The following is a 17,068-nucleotide window of genomic DNA, read 5'->3' as shown; positions in this document are numbered from 1 at the left end:
GGCCGGAATGCTCCCGCTGCCCTGTATGCTCGTGTGCAGTTTTGTTTGCGCAAATCGCACGCGAGACCGCGGGTGCAGCAAGCACCCGGTCTTCCCTGCGCCCTCTGAACAAGAAGAGGGCAAAAGAAGATGCAAAGCTCGGGCGCTTCTCGCCGCGAGAATGCGGACTCACACCCTCATGTTGTTTGAAATGTAGATCAGTCATAGAGCGGAATAGCGCAGCGTATTTCGCCAAATCAGCCACGATCGGCGCGGCGCGCATCGTCATTGAACGCTACGATCTATCCACCGCGAAACGGATTGGCGATGCGTAAACCCTCGTCGAGCTTCATGCCGTGTTGCATATCCTCCGACCAGAGCGTGTCGCAACCGGCGTCAAGTGCCGAGGCGGCAATCATCGAGTCATAGATTGATAGGCCGTATCGCTCCGCCAGTCGAAGTCCCGTTTCGTGGGTCTCGACGGTGAGGGGATGAACCGTCAGCAGGCCGCGCAACGTGTCGAGGAATGCATGCGTCTCGTCCCAGGACATCTGCATTTTCCGGCGCGCGACGTTGGCAAGTTCGTTCAGAACTTGCACGCTGATTGAACCGCCGCCGGCGATGGCCGCCTCCGCCCGATCGGCCTTCGCGGCATCGCCGGATGCGAGGTAGACGAGGATGTTGGTATCGAAAAAACTAACGGGCATTCGCCTCGTCCCTGTCGAACCTGAAATCGGCAGGGAGACGGCCGCGGAACGCGCGAAGGCGTTTCAATAGCTCGTCGCGCCCGGGCTTGCGTGCGACGCCAAACTGTCGCCCGTCAGCGACGTGGATTTCGATCTCGTCGCCCTCCTTGAGGCCGAGCGCCTCGACCACGATGGCGGGAAGCCGAACCGCAAGGCTGTTCCCCCATTTTGCGACCTGCATGCCAGTTCCTCCGTTCATCATGATATACATGCTTTTGAATGTATATCTAATGATGCTGAAGGTCAAGGAAGCGGAGTAGGCCCATGAGCTTCCATGAGAACCGCCAGCATGTTCAAGCTTCCATCAGCCTGGAGGACAGGTATTCGATTAAGCGCTGGGTCTTGGCTGGAATAAGGCGAGTTTCGGTGACGGCGTGAATGCTCACCGACGACCCCTGCCATTCGGGCAGGACACGCCTGAGCCGGCCAGAGGCGACATCGTCGGCGACGATCTTCTCGGCAAGCACGGCGATGCCCTGGTGGTTGACCGCCAGGGCGCGGATCATCCCGACGCTGTTGAGCGTGAAGCGGCCGTGAACGCCGACATCGACCTTGTTCATCCCCTGGTGCAAAGTCCAGGTTGGGATCCGCGGCATGCAGATGCATTCATGCTCCGCCAGGTCCGCCGGTGTCGCGGGCTCGCCTGACGCTTCAATATAGCCAGGAGACGCATAGAGGTGACGCGAATGCCGCCCGATCAGGCGCGCGATCAGACTGGAATCTTCCAGTTTGCCGATGCGGATCGCCACATCGAACGGCTCGGCCACCAAATCGACACGGCGTGGGGTCAGGTCGAATTCGAACGTGATGCCGGGATAGCGCCGCGCGAAGTCAGCGATGATCGGCGTGAGGTAATGCGTGGCGAAGTCGACCGGGAGCGAAACCCGCAGGACCCCGCTCGGCTGCTCCAACATCGCGCCGAGCTGCTCGTGCGCGAGCCGTGCCTCGTCGACGATTCGCTTGCTTCGCTCATAATAGAGCTGACCGGCCTCAGTGAGCTCGATCTTGCGCGTCGTGCGATGCAGCAGTCTCAGGCCGATCGCCTTCTCCAGCTCGCTGATACGTCGCGATAGAGTGGAGTTTGGCATGCCGACAGCCTCCGCGGCCTTCCGAAAGCTCCTGGCTCTGGCCACCTCCACGAACAGCGCCATGTCGTTCAAATGACTCATTTGATTGCTCCACAGATGGAACGCTGATTTCAATTCTGCCGGATTTATCCCGAGATCGGAATAGTGGACAAGGACCTCCAACGAATGGAGAACCCAATGAATCCACTGTTCACCCCGGCCCGCATTGGCCGCTACATGCTTCCCAACCGGCTGGTCATGGCGCCCATGACCCGCAGCCGCGCCGCCTTCGACGGTACGCCGGGAGAGCTCGCTGCCGAATATTATGCCCAGCGCGCTGGTGTTGGCCTGATCGTCACCGAAGGCACCCAGCCCTCGGATGACGGGCAGGGCTATCTCACCACCCCGGGCATCTACACGCCCGCCCATGTCGCCGGCTGGCGGAAGATCATTTCCGCCGTGCACGACAAAGGCGGCCACATCTTCATCCAGCTCATGCACGCCGGACGTATGTCGCATCCCGACAACACGCCGCATCATCGCCAGGGGGTCGCGCCGTCCGCGATCGCGCCTGGGACGGGCATGTTCACGGCGACGGGTATGCAGGACATTCCCACGCCGCGCGCGCTGACGACCGAAGAAGTGCGCCAGACCGTCGCCGATTTCCGCCACGCGGCCCGCTCAGCGATCGAGGCCGGCGCCGACGGCGTCGAGATTCACGGCGCGAACGCCTACCTCGTCCAGCAGTTCTTCGCGCCGAGCGCCAACGCGCGCACGGACGAATATGGCGGCTCCATCGAGAACCGCGCCCGCTTCGCCATCGAGGTCGCCACCGCGATCGCCGAGGAGATCGGCGCGGACCGCACCGCGATCCGCCTGTCCCCCGGCACGACGATATGGGGGATCGACGAAGGCGCCGAAGGGCCGGATCTGTACCGCCATCTGGTCGCCGAACTCAACAAGCTCGGGCTGGCCTATGTGCACATCATGCACCAAGGCAACGAGCCATTGCTGGCCGACATTCGCAAGCTCTGGCACCAATCGCTGATCCTCAACCGGCCGAGTCGTCCGCGCGACCAGATCGGCGCCGACGTGGCTTCGGGGTTGGCCGATCTCGAAGCGTATGGGCAGATGGTCCTTGCCAATCCGGACTTCGTCGTGCGGCTGAAAGCCAATGCAGCGATGAACGAGGCAGACCACAACACCTTCTTCGGTGGCACCGCGCGAGGCTACATCGATTACCCCGCCCTGAGCGCCTAGGGTTCGCGGCCATTTCAGTCACCCAGTTCCAGCGGGTGGACTCGCACTGAATGGCCGCCGTTCTCACAAGGCTGTCTCATGTCGGCAGCTTTCATGGTCTCAGTTCTCGAAAGCTGTCAGTCCGCTACCGGCCCAACCCGGCCATTTAACTAACTCACCGCGCGAAGGGGAGCGACGATATGGGGTGCGTGAAATCGATCTGGCAGGATCAGAGTGATGGTACTTTTTTGGCAGTTGCCAGCCAGACCGGCAATGGCCGACAACGGGCTCACAGAGCCGGGGACGATTGAATGGGAGTAGGGGGCGTGACCAGAGCGGGATGGTTTTTCTTCGAATAGTCATCCCGCTCTGTCTTTTCCGGATCATGCCCTAAGCCGGGAAGAACTGATAATCGATGATGATCCGGCCTTCGTCGTCGATGATCAGAAACTCCAATCCCCTGACTAGGACTGTGTCACCATTGGCGGATAGCATCTCCCAATGGAACGTGATGACGTCGTGCAGACGGCGGGCTCCGGGCGCCGCGCGAAATATGTTGCCGTTATCCCTGACATTTCTTTCATGGGATCCCCGGACCCGCTTTTCCAGCTCGTCATATCCCCGGGCCTGCCGGCCTTCGACGAAGTGCTGGCCATTTGGCACCCAAAGCGCTGATATGGCGTCGCGCCTTCGCTGCTCGTCGGCTTCATTCCATACGGCAACGTATCGATCGGCTAGCGTCTGTGGGTCGAGCATCGCTTTTTCTCCAATTGGCGATCTGGCGTTCTGAGCGAGAGCAGGGATCGCAAGCACTGCGCTCATCAGAAATGCGAGCAGGTAGTAATCAATCCTGGGCATGTTCCACCTCGAAGTTTCGCGGTTTGAGTTCGAACCAAAGCCCCGCGCCAGCATTCGCGTGAGCGTCGGCCGAAATCGATGACCCCACAGGTCAAAAAACAGCAGTTCTGCGCAGCCAACTTGACCTCTGAGGTCATTGAGAACAGCCGGCTCGGGCGCTAGGCTCGCGCGATGAGTGCCTATCAGCTCCCTTTCGGTATCCTTCTCCGGCGTTGGCGCGAGCGGCGCCGCATGACGCAGGCCGACCTCGCGCACGCAGCGGAGAGCTCGACCAGGCATCTGTCCTGTCTTGAGACTGGCAGGTCGCAGCCCAGTCGTGAAATGATCCTGCGACTTGCCGAACATTTGGATCTGCCGCTTCGCGATCAGAACAAGCTGCTTCTCGCCGCGGGCTTTGCCCCCGCCTTCGAGGAGCGCGCGCTCACGGAATTGGAGCCGGCAAAGAGCGCCATTGATCGTGTGCTGATGGCTCATCGGCCGTACCCGGCCTTCGCGGTCGATCGGCACTGGAACGTGATACTGTCGAATGCGGCGCTTCCACAGCTTTACGAAGGCTGTTCGGCGGAGCTCTTGCGCACCCCGGTCAACGCCATGCGTCTCCTCCTGCATCCGTCCGGAATGGGTCCGCGCATCCTGAATTTCGTGGAATGGCGCGCGCACTCTCTGAGCGTCCTTCGCCAACAGATCGACACGCGGGCCGATCCGGTTATTCAGAGATTGCATGTAGAAATAGCGGCCTACCCTGTTCCGCCCAATTCCGAGCCCTCGGGAGGCTTGGAGGCTTCGCAGCGTCTCGCAACACCACTTCGTATCGCTACACGCCTGGGCACGGTGTCATTCCTGAATACCGTGACCGTTTTCGGCACACCCAATGATGTGACGCTGGCTGAGCTCGCTTTGGAAATGCTCTTCCCAGCCGATGCTAGGACTATTGAGGTTACTAAAAGCATGGTGCAGGAGCAGCCCCCGCCAAACATCACGCCCAGCGGTATTCGCGAGTTGGTAGCCTGACACGGCTCGCAGGGCATTGCAGAACAGAATTGCGGTGACAGTGCACAAACTCAGCCGGTAGGGCGGAATAGCGCAGCGTATTCCGCCAATCGGGTGTCGGGCGGCGCAAGGCGCTGCGCTGTCGGCCAACGAGCTAACCCCCGAAACGGATTGCCGATGCGCAGGCCTTCGCTACATCTTCTCATTGAGCTGTGTTCGTGATGGCGGGTTACGCGTTCGCTAACCCGCCCGACGCACTCGATAAACCTCGCAAAGGCGCAGCAATCAGGTGACGCGGTAAATGCGGTACTCGATCTGGTTTTTGCCGGTGAGACGGCCCTCGGCCACAAACAGATGCTGGTTGAGCCACGCGTACTTCGATGCGCCGGCATCGAAGCGCATCGCCATCCGCATGTAGTGATCTTCAAAGCGCGTGGTGTTGGCCGCCTCGGCGGCCTTGGTGAATGCGTCATTCATCTGCACGAGGCCGGTGTAGTGCAGCAGAATAACCGCGTCGTCATCTGTGATGAATTGGACGCGAACATCGGGCCGGCCAAAGCCATCCGCGCCCGGCCGGTACCAATCACCGCCCGGCATCGCGATACGCGCCTTGATGCGCGGGCCTTCCAGTGTGCCCTCGCTCATCTCCCAGTAGATGTGCTCGCCGACGGACGAGCCTTGCGTCGCCGGCATCGGACCGCGCACGCGCAGACGATAGGTCATCTCGAATTCAAGACCAGCCATTGGATCGGCCTTCGTCTTCGGCAATATCGGTCAACCGTGGCGCAGGCGTGCCGTTCCCGGCGAAGGTCTGCCTGGCTGGTCGGGATCACTGAGGATTTCGGTTCCAGACATGCCAGGGATCAAGACGCGTTTCATGCACGTCCTCGCGTTACGTCCAATCGGCGGGTATCCATCTTTCGATATCCGCTTTTCAGCCCTATCTGCTCCTCGCCGAGGAGGGGAGCGATAGCCGATTACGCTGGCGATCACGACCACAACTGAAAAGGAGCAACGGATGAGCGCGACAGCACTGGCCGTCCAAGGGCACCGGCTGATTCAGATCGGCGTAGCCTTGTTCCTCTTCACGAGCTTCCAGGGATTTGCGGTGCCGTATTTCGCCGCACCAAATCTCGGCCGTTCGGTTCACACGCTCAGCGGATTCACCGGAGTATTGCTTGTGGCCTTGGGCCTGGTCTGGCCGAAGCTGAAGCTGACATCGACGCCGTCACGGCTGGCATTCTGGCTTCTCATCTATTCCGCGGTTGCAACGATCGCCGGTTTCGTGATCGCGGCCCTCTTGGGGGCCGGTGGTTCGATCATTCCGATCGCGGCGGCCGGCGCTCGTGGGAGCGACGCTCAGGAGATGCTGATCCAACTCGTCATGTACCCAGCCGCCCCGACGGGAATCATATCCTTTTCGCTGATCCTCTGGGGGCTTCGCGGCAGCGGGGTTCATGAGAACGCTGTAGAGGGCTGACCGGAACACAGCGCGTTGGGTGGATTAGCCGGAGGCGCAATCCACCGCACGATCTCGACTTCTATCCCTTCGACACGAGCTTCCTCGGCGCGACGGCGACGCGGATCATCAATGAGGTGAAGAATTACGGTGACAGTGCACCAATCTTATTGCGATGACCGGCGTCCGCACTTCGCTTCTGCCAAGTGCCCGCTTCAGGCGTAGCCAACCCAGCCGCGCCAGGTAAACGCGGCGAAGAACAACTCGACATCCCTGAAGCCGGCCTCACGCAGAATTTGCGCGTCGTGTTCCGGGCTGAGCAGGCTCAGGTGGGCCTCGACGGCAGCACGCGCATTGTTGGCCTGGTTTGGATCGGCGCCGGAAGCTATCGCATAGGCGGCATAGCGGGATAGCCATCGCGCGCGCTCGCCGTCAGCTTGCGGAAAACTGGAATGGGCGGCTACAAAAGGCGCGCCGGGTCGAAGGCGGCGGTGGATTTCCCGTGCGGTCCGCCGCCGTTCGTCGACGTCGAGGAAATGCAGCGTGAGCAGGCATGTGGCGGCATCGAACGGCCCATCGGGCGCATCATCGACATAGCCCTGCTGTAACTGCACCCGCGCATTGAACTGCCCCAGCGTCTGCTCGGCCAGCTTCAGCATCTCGGCGGCGGGATCGATGCCAACGAAACGCCAGCGATGCTCCGCCTCTGCCAATGCCTTCAATTCTAGACCGCCACCGGCGCCGAGCACCAACACAAGCGCGTCTTGCGCAGCCTGCTCCGCCAACAAGATGCGGGTCATGCGGTGAAGGTCCGCAAAGCCGGGAACGAAGCGTGGTGGCCCTTCCGCGTAGCGCGTCACCGCCGCGGGATCGGAGAAGTGGGCCAGCAATGCTGGGGCTGCCTCATCATGATGCATGAACAATATCCAGACGATGACGGTTGCGCCGGTCACCCAGACGCTTTTGAAAGTCGGCGCTCACCATCGCGAGCGTCACATCTGCCAGACGCGCCAGCAGCAACGCCTCCGCATCGTCGAATGCCTGGTCGAGCGCGGCGTTCACGGCCTGCTCAACAAGACAGCCGGGCGATTCTGTTCTGTTTCCTACGGCGAACAGCGACGGTTGGCCGAGCGCCTCATAGACGTCCCGCAGCGAAATCGTCGCGAGGTCGCGGGCGAGGGTCCATCCACCGCCATGCCCTTTCTCCGATCGCACATGGCCATGATCTCGCAGCCCGGACATGACCCGCCGTATCACCACCGCATTGGTATCCATGGCCTTCGCCAGCGCTTCCGACGTCACCGGCTCTTTCTGCTCGGCCATGTGGAGCAGTACGTGCAACACGCCTGACAATCGACTGTCTCTTCTCATGTAACTAATGATATTACATGATTAGCGGCCGGTCAAGCTGCGGCAAATGATTGGATGACGTCCCGTTGAAGCGATGGGAGGAATGGCACGTTTTCTATCAGCGGCGTTATGGACTGCTTCGCGGAGCCTGTCATCGGGCGCGCATTCGCGCGGCCCGTTGGCTCACGAGGACGAAGTTTGCACATCGAGTGCGACAAATCGGCATGATAGGCAAATCACTTCTGATTTTCCGAAATCGTGTCAAGCCCGGGAATCAAGAATATTCCGCTTTCGTTCTCACCCAAATCAGTCCCATAACTCCGCCCGTCTCACGGCAGATGAGGGGCGTTGGACATCGTCACGAACGTGCGGTGAGATGCGGTGGACGCTGAATGCGCGCTAGACGCACGCGCCGGAAGCGTACGGCGAAGTCGTGTGGTTCGGGCGCCGCGGTGCTGGCGTTAAGTCCTAGAGAAGCGAAGCTTCTCGGGGATGAGGCAAAAGAGCCGTTCTCCGGGAAGAGCACGAAGTAAGCCGTAAAGCCATTGCGCAGGGAAGGCCGGAGTGTTTCCGCTGTACCTGTATGCTCGTGTGCGTTTCCTGTTGCGCACTTTGCACACGAGACGCGGGTGCGGCAAGCACCCGGTCTTCCCTGCGCCATCTACTCATGCAGAGGGTCTTTCGATGACACAAAGCTCGGGCGCTTCTCGCCGCGAGAATGCGGACTCATACCCTTGCTGTTTGAAACGTAGATCTCACAGGCGGAATCGGCTCCCGCAAGGCCGGATGTACCCGTCGCAATGCCCTGCGCTATGGCTGCCGCGCTAGCTGCTCAAGCCCCTCATCCTGAGGAGCCCGCAGAGCGGGCGTCTCGAAGGATGTAGGCCACAGACGGGCCTTCATGGTTCGAGACGCGGTTCGCGCTCCTCACCATGAGGGACTTGTGATTTAGCAAGGCTGTCGCGTCCTACGCCCCCTCAAACCTTACTGCCGAGGCGTATTAAATTGCGGACACCGATGCACGTAATCCCAGGGGATATCGTACACGCACGTGAAGCGGATATCGTCGGATGTTTTGAGGGGCGGAGTCTCCACGACGACCGGTCGCTCGACCTCATCCGACAGACCATAGACGACGCCGCCGGTCGGCCAGAAACCGCTTACTCCCCGGTGATGATGGTGATGATGCCCCGATTTGGGGAATGCCGGGAAAGCCGGACGCGACGGCGCAACGCCTGCGCCGCGCGCCACGGTCGGATCGGCAAATGCCTGGCCCGCGGCAAGGACAAGCGCGACTGCACTGAGAGACGCAATGAACGTCGTTCTATAGGTCATGGCACTCACCCATCGTAGGTTACTGAGCAGCATTCCCAAAACGCTAAGCTGAGCCTTTCGTGCCCGCAAAGACATAATTAATTATTGGTTAAGGCGTAATCTTAATGGGGAGGCTCTCTTCGCCGGTGGCAATGGCGTAAGGTCAAAGCCGCTCGGGATAATTGATCGGGAGCAGGGGGCATAAGGCGGAATGGGCGATATCTATGACCCGCAGTTCGTGAAGGCCGTGTTCGATCGCTGCTCGGATCGCTACATTACCTTCAGCCTGATCTGCTCGTTCGGCTTCACCGAGCGCTGGCGCAAGCAATGCGCGGCGGCGATGCCGGTGGTTCAAGGGGGCGGCACTCGCGGTTACGATCTGATGGCAGGAACCGGCGAGGTCTGGCCTCATCTGTTGAAGCGCTTTGACGATATCGGCGCGATCACCGCCGTCGATATCTCCTCCGGTATGCACCGTCGCGCCCTGGCGCGACTTCACGCCCACCGTGCCCACCGAATCGAATTCATCGAGGATGACGTGCTGGCAAGCGACCTGCCGTCGGAGAGCGCGGACTTCGTCATCTCCACGTTCGGCTTGAAGACGTTCAACCCCGAGCAGCATGCGCGACTGGCCGCCTTGATCGCGCGCGTGCTGAAACCCGGAGGCGTCTTCTCCATGATCGAGGCGTCGGACCCGAAAGGGTGGTGGCTTCGGCCGCTCTACGTGTTTCATCTCAGGGTGATCTTGCCGCTCATCGAGCGTATCTTTCTCCGCGGCGCGCAGGATTTTGCGATGATCGGTACTTACAGCATCAACTTCGGCAGTGCCGCCGAGATCGCAGCCATGCTGCGCGCCCACGGCCTAGAGGTGAAGTTCTCAAAATATTTCTTTGGCTGCGCGACGGGCGTCGCCGGCCGCAAGGTCACGCCGACACATTGACGGCATGAAAGCGCGACCGGATGATTTCGGTCTCGAAGTCTGTCGCTATGAAAGCGCTTGGCGCAGGTAGAGCGCAGGCAGCCGCGCCGTCAGGGATTCCAGCCGCCGCTACCATACTCGCGGGTAATAATTTCAATAAGGTGTCCGTTCTTCTCCTTGAAGTAGATGCCACGCCCGCCGTCGTGGTGGTTGATCTTGCCCGGTTGCGTCTGTCCAGGGTCGGCCCAGTAGGTAAGCTGCCTTTCCCGGATGCGGCCGAAGATCTCGTCAAACTCGCTTTCGCTGGTCAGAAATGCATAGTGCTGCGGAGTAATGTCGCCGTCGACATCCATGTAGTCGAGATTGGCGCCGTTTTCGGTGGTGACCATATAAAATGGCCCCCACCGCCGCGGCGCCGGCAGACCGAGCATCTCGGCCAGGAATGTTGCCGATGCCTTGCTATCGCGGGTCGAGAGGATCGTATGATTGAAGTGGATGGCCATGGCGATCTTCCAGGCTGGAACAGCTTCATCGTTTTCCGACGTGGAGCTGGTTAACTGGCGCGCAGGTTGTATCGTTCCATTGATGAAACGACAGCCCGTAGGTGCAATAGCGCAGGGTATTCCCGCCATTCGGCGACCTGCATGCCGGCTCTCCGTCTCTTGGATTATTGAAGGTCAAGGAGCAGGGTGGCAGCCCTTCCAATTACCGCCCATAAAGCCGTTCGTCCCACCACACCGGCTCGGGCAGGGGGTGCGTGATGTTCCTGGCATCGGGATGGGCCGGGTTGATCAGAAAATTGCGCTCCAGCCGCGCCGGGATCGAGGGGACGATCAGGAGCGCCGAACGCTTCCCCTCGCACCATTTCTGGCCGAAGCTCTTGCAGATGGTTTCGTTGCGTGAATCCCAGCCGGGATGCGCTGCGGTCTGGAAGATCTCGTATGAGACGCCGTTCGGTATCGTGATCTCGATAAAGTGCTGGTTGGCGGGCATCACCAGATTGGCATGCACCAGCTTCTCGAGCATGGCAGTGGAATAGTGCTCGGACGCGTAGATCATCGGGCTGGTGTGCGTATTCCACCGGCCCGGATAGAGGCGCGATCCCTCGGCATCGTACACGGGGTAGGCGCCGGCCGGGTCCCCGATGCGATAGCATGTCAGGACACGATCGCTCTTCGGCACGCCTAGACGCCGCCGCTATAGGCTGTACGCCCTAGCAGGTTGACGACAGCGTCCGCCCCGGGGCCGGTTGCCAAGGCCAGTTCAAGCGGGGTCTTGCCTTCAAGCATCGGATGCCGCCGGTTGAGAAAATCGCGCACCTTGGCCTCGTCGCGAAACACTTCGAGGCCGAAGGCAAATACTTTTGCGACACGCGCCAGCCGGTCGCTCTCTTCGGTCGTCAGATGCTGCTTTTCCTTGCGGCGCCGTTCCAGCGTCGGCTTCGGCACCACACGATAGGTGAAGTCACGAACGTTCTGCGGGGATACGCGGCCGGCGAATTTGTCCAACGCCGATACCGGCAGACCCTTCTCTACGGAACGGGCGAGGGTAAGCGTCGTCTCTGTGTTCTTCGGCTTGACGCCGAGCAGACCGGCCAGGATCGCGGCTTGATGGCTCACGGAAATCTCCAAATCAGATGAGACAAAAGTATGCCTCAGATGAGACTTAGTCAAGTCGCGTACAGGCGAGGCGCGCCAAGAGTGCAGCGTGTTCCGCCAAGGGGCTGGTCGGCGCAATGCGCTCAGCTATTGCGCCCTCGGCCTATTTCTTTCGACCACCTGAAGCAGGGCGATATCGCACGTGGTCGATCAGTGCGCGCAGCTTTGGCGGCAGATTTCTTCGGTCCGCGAAATAGAGAAAAAAGCCCTGAAAGGGCGGGCAATACTGCTCCAGCAGCGGCACCAGTTCGCCGCGCTCGATGTAGGGCCTGAACGTCTCCTCCATGCCGAACGTCAGGCCGCCGCCGGCGCAAGCGGTCCGCACCATGACCCACATATCATTGGTCGTGATCCTGGGATTGACGGCGACGTCGAACTCGCGGCCGTCTTCCTCGAACTCCCAGCGATAGGGCGCCACGGCAGGCGCCGGACGCCAGCCGATGCAACAGTGCTGCGCAAGCTCGGTCGGGTGCGTGGGCGCGCCAAAGCGCGTCAGATACGACGGTGCAGCGACGACCATCTGGCGCTGGTCGCCCGAAACCGGCACGGCGATCATGTCCCTTTCGATCACTTCGCCAAGGCGAACGCCGGCATCGTAGCCCTCGGCGACGATATCGAACTCTTCGTCGGTGACGGTGATGTCGATCTGCACGGCTGGATAAGCGTGCGTAAAACCCGCAAGCAGCGGCCCGCAGATGAAGCGCTCGGCGATCGAGGAAACCGCGAGCCGTAGCTGTCCTGTCGGCTTGGCGTCGCGATCCTGCGCGGTGTCGAGCGCGAGCTCGATTTCCGCAATGGCTGGCGCGACGCGCTGGTGCAGTCGCACGCCGGCCTCGGTGAGGCTGACGCTGCGCGTTGTCCGCTGCAGCAGCGCCACGCCCATCCGGTCTTCCATTCGCCGGATTGCCTGGCTCACCGCCGAGCGGGTCACGCCCAGCCGCTCGGCCGCGCCGCGAAAGCTTTTCGCATCGGCGACCGCCAGGAACACCGAAACGAGGTTCAGGTCTGCCGTCATTGGTTAGCTAAATTTACCAAGCTGGTCACGATTGAGCAAATTGTTTCACCTATAGCGGCGTCGTATGTGCGTCCCGACAGAAGTTGGAGGCACCGACAATGACATCCCTGGATCATTACCGTCTGCTGGGACGGTCCGGACTGCGGGTATCCCCGATCGCGCTCGGCACGATGACCTTTGGTCCGGATTGGGGCTGGGGCGCCGATGCGGGCGAGGCACGTCGGATTTTCGATCTTTACGTCGATCGCGGTGGCAACTTCGTCGATACCGCCGTGAACTACACCGACGGCGCCTCCGAGCGTATCGTCGGCGAGTTCATCAAGGACAAGCGCGACCATATCGTGCTCGCGACCAAATTCACCATGGCGCGCGAACCGGGCAACCCCAACTCGGGAGGCAACCACCGGCTCAATATGCTGCGATCGGTGGAGCAGAGCCTGCGGCAACTCAACACCGACCGCATCGACTTGCTCTACCTGCACGGCTGGGACATGACCACGCAGTGCGATGAGGTGATGCGGGGGCTCGACGATCTGGTGCGATCGGGCAAGATCCACTACGTCGGCATCTGCAATACGCCGGCCTGGCGTATTTCCCAGATGCAGACAATCGCCGATCTCCGCGGCTGGTCAGCTTTCGTGGCGCTGCAGATCGAATACAGCCTGGTCGAGCGCACGGTCGAGCACGAGCTCATTCCGATGGCGGAAGCGCTCGGCATGGGCGTGCTGCCCTGGTCGCCGCTCGGCGGCGGCGTATTGACCGGCAAGTACGCGCGGTCGGATATCGCGGACTCGCGCGAGGCAAGCATCTCACCGACGCGCAAGGGTAAAGGAGAAATTATGAGAGCCCTGGCAACTCGCGCACTCGCATGGTGCCTGTGCGCCGCAATGTTCACCGCTTCCAGCCTGACCACGGCTGCCCCCCTGTGGTCAGACGAGTACGGCGGAAGATGACAACAAGCGCGTGGTCACCGAAGCCTTTCATCGCTGGGCGGCGGGCGGAACGTCCTTCTTCGACGACGTGCTCGCCGAGAATGTCGTCTGGAGGATCAAAGGATCGAGTCCAGGGGCCGGGGAGTTCGAGGGGCGTGAGGCCTTTCTGGAGCGAGCCGTCCGTCCATTCGCGGCGAGATTATCCACGCCTGTCCGCCCTACAGCCGTGCGGGTCTTTGCCGATGGCGATCATGTGATCGCTCACTGGGAGGGGAGCGGGATTGCCCGCGACGGCAGGGGCTATAGCAACAGCTATGCCTGGATCTTCCGCATGCACGACGGAAAAGCAACGGATGTGACGGCCTATCTCGACCTCGCGCCGTACGAAGATGTTCTGCGGCGCATTCCCGCGCCTCAGCAGTAAACGTCGGCCGATCATTTGGAGGAAAACGAGATGACCTGTCGTCCGGCCATCGCAGGTGCGCTGATCCTGGGATTCGTTTTTGTCCTCGGACCATCGGCGGCTGTCGCTTCCGGCGAGGCCGCACCAGCCAGTAAACCCGAACAGCAATCCATGGAGAAAGCAATGACGCGGCATCCCTATGTTGGCATGTGGGCGACCGATGGCGGCCACATTCGCCACGAGCTTCTTCCGAACGGCCGCTACGACGAAGCCCGCGGCACGCGCAAGAGTGCCTACCAGGGGCGCTACGAGATCAAGGGCGATCACATCGACTACTGGGACGACACCGGCTTTACCGCCGACGGCAGGTTCGTCGACAAGGATACGCTCCATCATGGTGGGATGATCTTTCGCCGCCAGTAGTATCGCTTGCCTCCAATGGAGTCGCCGCAGCCCTAAATCTTTCTCGGCAGCAATTGATCGAGCGCGGGACCAAATCGCGCGCCCGTGCGTTAGCCGGTGGACCCGGATATCGCCATGACCGCCATGTTCGCCAAAGGCTTTGCTGATCTCGACCGCGAGGTTGCGGTCGAGAGCCTTCCCGTCGTCGGCAGCGTACCGAGATGGCTATCTGGCGCGCTGCTCCGCACAGCGCCGGCCAAATTCGACCTCGGCAGGCAAACCGTGAACCACTGGTTCGACGGCCTCGCTATGCTGCACCGGTTTGCCTTCGTCGACGGCAAGGTCTCGTATGCGAACCGGTTCATCCGTTCGGCGAACTATCGGGAACAGCGACGATCCGGCCGCTTGAGCCGCGGCGAGTTCGCAAGCGACCCCTGTCGGACGCTGTTCGGCAGAGTGCTCTCCAGATTTTTCGATAAGCCGACCGACAATTGCAATGTCAGCGTCAACGCTCTTGGTGGATCGTTAGTGGCGCTCACAGAAACGACCCTGCCGGTGCGTTTCGATTCCGAAACTCTCGAAACGCTGGGGCATTATGAATACAGCAAGCAGCTCGGAGGCCAGATCTCGATTGCTCATCCGCACCATGACGCAACTCGTCGCTGCCAGTTCAGTTATGTGGTGGAATTCGGCCGGCGAAGTCGGTACCGGCTGTTTCGCGTGGCGGATGAGGACGGCGCTGAAACCATGATCGCCGAATTGCCGGTGGATCGGCCCGCCTACATGCACAGCTTCGCGATGACGGAGCGCTATCTCATCCTGGCGGAGTTTCCGCTGGTGGTCAGCCCGCTGCGGTTGCTCCTGAGCGGCGAGCCGTTCATCAGAAACTATCGGTGGCAACCGGAGCGCGGGCTGCGCTTCCAGGTCGTCGAGAAGGACAGTGGCCGACGGATCGCAACAGCGGAAGCCGAAGCGGCCTTCGCCTTTCATCATGTCAATGCCTATGAGCGAGGCGGCGAACTCGTGCTCGACCTCGTTACTTACCCCGACCCGGGTATCATCGATCAACTCTACCTCTCGCGTCTGCGCGCTGGCAAGCCGGTCGACGCGGTGGGGTCTCTCTCTCGCTATGTTGTTCCGCTCGGCACCGCAGATCGCGCGGCGCGGAAACATCAGATCACCACCACCGCCATCGAACTGCCGCGGATCGACTATGGCAGGGTCGCGGGAGAGTCCTACCGTGTGGTCTGGGGCACGGGAAATCGACAGCCGGGGAATTTTCTCGACAGCCTTGTCCGGATCGACATTGAGACGGGTGAGTGCACTGTGTGGGCAGAGCCCGGATGCTATCCGGGAGAGCCGGTGTTCGTCGCTGCCCCGGACGCTGCCAACGAAGCTGAGGGTGTGTTGCTTTCGGTTGTTCTGGACGGGCGGAACGACAGGTCATTTCTCCTCGTTCTCGATGCAACTCGCATGACCGAGATCGCTCGAGCGGAGTGCCCCCACCAAATTCCTTTTGGCTTCCACGGCAATTTCTTCCCAACCAGCAATGGTGGATTGTCGTTGCGAAATGCTCACCGCTGAAAAGCTTAGGGGCTCGGGGTGCACGCGGCGGCCTGGCACGTAGTCCGACCGCCCAGTTCCTACCTATCGGCGGCTGCAACGGGTGCGAGGGCCTGCGTCAGCATAGCAATGAGGCTGCCAAATGCGGCGGTCTCATCAGGTGCGTGATCTGGATTCAACTCGGCTATAGTGAGTCCGCGCCAGTTCGGTGCAGCCAGGAGGACATCAAGTATTTTGCCAAGCTCCTCCAACTCGAGACCGGTACCGCGCGCTCCGTAGCGGACGTTCTCGGCAATCGGAAACGACGTGAACGCAAGCACATCAATGTCGATATGAACGAGCAGGCGATCAAACCGGCGTCCCCAAGCCCTTGCCTGTTCGGCTGCAGCCACCGGGTCTGCTTTGATCTCCGCCAGGACAATGTGTCTAATGTCATTGATGGCGATCGTTCTTGACTCGGGCGCTGTGACCTCATGAGCGCCGAATAGCAACACCTCGGACGGACGAAGCATTGGCCGTCTCGACGCAAGACCGCTCAGGTCAGGAAGCGCGCCGGGCAGGTCAAGCATGTGGGCGATGCCAGTCCAGTCAAGTGAACCTTCGGCGGTTTCTGGCACGTTGAGATCTGCGTCACCATCGATATAGATCAATCCAACTGAAGCATCGTCGGTCAGCGTGCCGGCAACGACTCCTAGCTCGATGGTGCAGTCACCGCCAAGGACGAGCGCCGCCTCTCCATCCACCATAGCGCGCGCGACGTGCCGGGAGACGGCTCCCGCGGCTTCACGCACGGCTCCCAGGTTCATTGAATTCGGATTGCCGGGGTCCGGACGCCAACGAAAATAGGAAATGTCGCCCATATCACGAACTTGCCATCCGACCCGCTCCAAGGCGGGAATCAATCCATGGCGTCGAAATGCTTCGGGTGCTTTCTCCTGGCCAGGGGCATATGCCCCGGCGCTCGTCGGCGCTCCGATAACGGTTAGGCGGTTGCTCGTAGCTCGCACGGTGCCTTCTCCGGACGTTTTGAGCTTGGACGTAGCTCCGTCACAGATAAATGGAGAGCCTATCCTTGTCGCAAGAAATCACCCGTTGAACTGACAAACGTCCATCATGTTCCGCAGGGCGCTCGCGGGTAAGCGATAACATAGGAAGCCCAGATGCACCCCGCGGA

The 17,068-nt window shown here is 60.9% G+C and carries 21 protein-coding genes; 8 read left to right on the top strand and 13 right to left on the bottom strand.

The genetic code is table 11. From position 1 onward, the window contains the following. Positions 1-281 precede the first annotated feature (281 nt). From IVA95_RS17945 to IVA95_RS17935, 3 genes are all read right to left on the bottom strand, one after another. Positions 282-686 (bottom strand): PIN domain-containing protein, encoded by a 405-nt coding sequence (locus tag IVA95_RS17945; RefSeq protein ID WP_247511664.1) that lies wholly within the window; start codon positions 684-686, stop codon positions 282-284. Continuing rightward, entirely contained in the window at positions 676-906 is a 231-nt protein-coding gene (locus IVA95_RS17940; RefSeq protein ID WP_247511663.1) for an AbrB/MazE/SpoVT family DNA-binding domain-containing protein, read from the bottom strand. Before IVA95_RS17940 ends, IVA95_RS17945 begins: the two co-directional genes overlap by 11 nt. Before the next feature lie 112 nt (positions 907-1,018). Further along, positions 1,019-1,894: a LysR family transcriptional regulator gene (locus tag IVA95_RS17935; protein ID WP_247511662.1), complete on the bottom strand. Its 876-nt coding sequence runs from the start codon at positions 1,892-1,894 to the stop codon at positions 1,019-1,021. An 84-nt stretch (positions 1,895-1,978) separates the two neighbouring features. Between IVA95_RS17935 and IVA95_RS17930 the strand changes: the two genes are divergently transcribed. Next, the gene (locus IVA95_RS17930; RefSeq protein ID WP_247511740.1) at positions 1,979-3,052 is read left to right on the top strand and encodes an alkene reductase; all 1,074 of its coding nucleotides are present in this window, start codon (positions 1,979-1,981) and stop codon (positions 3,050-3,052) included. 369 nt (positions 3,053-3,421) lie between these two features. Here the strand turns inward: IVA95_RS17930 and IVA95_RS17925 are convergent, their stop codons facing one another. Continuing rightward, on the bottom strand, positions 3,422-4,234 hold the full coding sequence (locus IVA95_RS17925; protein ID WP_247511745.1) for a hypothetical protein: 813 nt from the start codon (positions 4,232-4,234) through the stop codon (positions 3,422-3,424). Between IVA95_RS17925 and IVA95_RS17920 the strand changes: the two genes are divergently transcribed. After that, the gene (locus tag IVA95_RS17920) at positions 4,121-4,900 is read left to right on the top strand and encodes a helix-turn-helix transcriptional regulator (protein ID WP_247511661.1); all 780 of its coding nucleotides are present in this window, start codon (positions 4,121-4,123) and stop codon (positions 4,898-4,900) included. The genes IVA95_RS17925 and IVA95_RS17920 overlap by 114 nt on opposite strands. Before the next feature lie 264 nt (positions 4,901-5,164). Here the strand turns inward: IVA95_RS17920 and IVA95_RS17915 are convergent, their stop codons facing one another. Then, a complete protein-coding gene (locus IVA95_RS17915; protein WP_247511660.1) occupies positions 5,165-5,623 on the bottom strand; it encodes a DUF3237 domain-containing protein in 459 nt (152 codons plus the stop codon). 274 nt (positions 5,624-5,897) lie between these two features. Between IVA95_RS17915 and IVA95_RS17910 the strand changes: the two genes are divergently transcribed. Next, positions 5,898-6,359, top strand: a complete 462-nt coding sequence (locus IVA95_RS17910; protein WP_247511659.1) for a hypothetical protein — start codon at positions 5,898-5,900, stop codon at positions 6,357-6,359. A 194-nt stretch (positions 6,360-6,553) separates the two neighbouring features. Here IVA95_RS17910 and IVA95_RS17905 read toward each other — a convergent pair whose 3' ends face one another. The 3 genes from IVA95_RS17905 to IVA95_RS17895 all read right to left on the bottom strand — a co-directional run bounded on the left by IVA95_RS17905 (position 6,554) and on the right by IVA95_RS17895 (position 9,023). Then, positions 6,554-7,255: a class I SAM-dependent methyltransferase gene (locus tag IVA95_RS17905; protein ID WP_247511658.1), complete on the bottom strand. Its 702-nt coding sequence runs from the start codon at positions 7,253-7,255 to the stop codon at positions 6,554-6,556. Further along, a complete protein-coding gene (locus IVA95_RS17900) occupies positions 7,245-7,709 on the bottom strand; it encodes an Rrf2 family transcriptional regulator (RefSeq protein WP_247511657.1) in 465 nt (154 codons plus the stop codon). The genes IVA95_RS17905 and IVA95_RS17900 overlap by 11 nt, the downstream gene beginning before the upstream one ends. 963 nt (positions 7,710-8,672) lie before the next feature. After that, on the bottom strand, positions 8,673-9,023 hold the full coding sequence (locus tag IVA95_RS17895) for a hypothetical protein (RefSeq protein WP_247511656.1): 351 nt from the start codon (positions 9,021-9,023) through the stop codon (positions 8,673-8,675). 190 nt (positions 9,024-9,213) lie between these two features. On the opposite strand from IVA95_RS17895, the gene IVA95_RS17890 reads away from it, so the two are divergent. Next, entirely contained in the window at positions 9,214-9,942 is a 729-nt protein-coding gene (locus IVA95_RS17890; RefSeq protein ID WP_247511655.1) for a class I SAM-dependent methyltransferase, read from the top strand. An 89-nt stretch (positions 9,943-10,031) separates the two neighbouring features. Here the strand turns inward: IVA95_RS17890 and IVA95_RS17885 are convergent, their stop codons facing one another. The 4 genes from IVA95_RS17885 to IVA95_RS17870 all read right to left on the bottom strand — a co-directional run bounded on the left by IVA95_RS17885 (position 10,032) and on the right by IVA95_RS17870 (position 12,594). Continuing rightward, on the bottom strand, positions 10,032-10,424 hold the full coding sequence (locus IVA95_RS17885) for a VOC family protein (protein WP_247511654.1): 393 nt from the start codon (positions 10,422-10,424) through the stop codon (positions 10,032-10,034). A gap of 202 nt (positions 10,425-10,626) precedes the next feature. Next, positions 10,627-11,103 (bottom strand): RES domain-containing protein, encoded by a 477-nt coding sequence (locus IVA95_RS17880; protein ID WP_247511653.1) that lies wholly within the window; start codon positions 11,101-11,103, stop codon positions 10,627-10,629. A gap of 2 nt (positions 11,104-11,105) precedes the next feature. After that, entirely contained in the window at positions 11,106-11,540 is a 435-nt protein-coding gene (locus IVA95_RS17875; RefSeq protein WP_247511652.1) for an antitoxin Xre/MbcA/ParS toxin-binding domain-containing protein, read from the bottom strand. 142 nt (positions 11,541-11,682) lie between these two features. Then, positions 11,683-12,594, bottom strand: a complete 912-nt coding sequence (locus IVA95_RS17870; RefSeq protein ID WP_247511650.1) for a LysR family transcriptional regulator — start codon at positions 12,592-12,594, stop codon at positions 11,683-11,685. Between the two features lie 98 nt (positions 12,595-12,692). Here IVA95_RS17870 and IVA95_RS17865 point away from each other — a divergent pair, with 98 nt between their 5' ends. From IVA95_RS17865 to IVA95_RS17850, 4 genes are all read left to right on the top strand, one after another. Beyond that, positions 12,693-13,547, top strand: a complete 855-nt coding sequence (locus IVA95_RS17865) for an aldo/keto reductase (protein WP_247511649.1) — start codon at positions 12,693-12,695, stop codon at positions 13,545-13,547. Positions 13,548-13,557: 10 nt separating this feature from the next. Then, positions 13,558-13,950 (top strand): nuclear transport factor 2 family protein, encoded by a 393-nt coding sequence (locus IVA95_RS17860; RefSeq protein ID WP_247511648.1) that lies wholly within the window; start codon positions 13,558-13,560, stop codon positions 13,948-13,950. 30 nt (positions 13,951-13,980) lie between these two features. After that, positions 13,981-14,352 (top strand): Atu4866 domain-containing protein, encoded by a 372-nt coding sequence (locus tag IVA95_RS17855; RefSeq protein WP_247511647.1) that lies wholly within the window; start codon positions 13,981-13,983, stop codon positions 14,350-14,352. A 114-nt stretch (positions 14,353-14,466) separates the two neighbouring features. After that, positions 14,467-15,915 (top strand): carotenoid oxygenase family protein, encoded by a 1,449-nt coding sequence (locus IVA95_RS17850; protein ID WP_247511646.1) that lies wholly within the window; start codon positions 14,467-14,469, stop codon positions 15,913-15,915. A gap of 59 nt (positions 15,916-15,974) precedes the next feature. Here the strand turns inward: IVA95_RS17850 and IVA95_RS17845 are convergent, their stop codons facing one another. Beyond that, entirely contained in the window at positions 15,975-16,901 is a 927-nt protein-coding gene (locus IVA95_RS17845; protein WP_247511645.1) for an arginase family protein, read from the bottom strand. Positions 16,902-17,068: the final 167 nt, after the last annotated feature.

The sequence above is a fragment of the Bradyrhizobium sp. 157 genome, from assembly GCF_023073815.1.
Lineage (GTDB): Bacteria > Pseudomonadota > Alphaproteobacteria > Rhizobiales > Xanthobacteraceae > Bradyrhizobium.
Note: the sequence above shows the minus strand (reverse complement) of the source record. Positions and strands in the feature narration are given on the sequence as shown.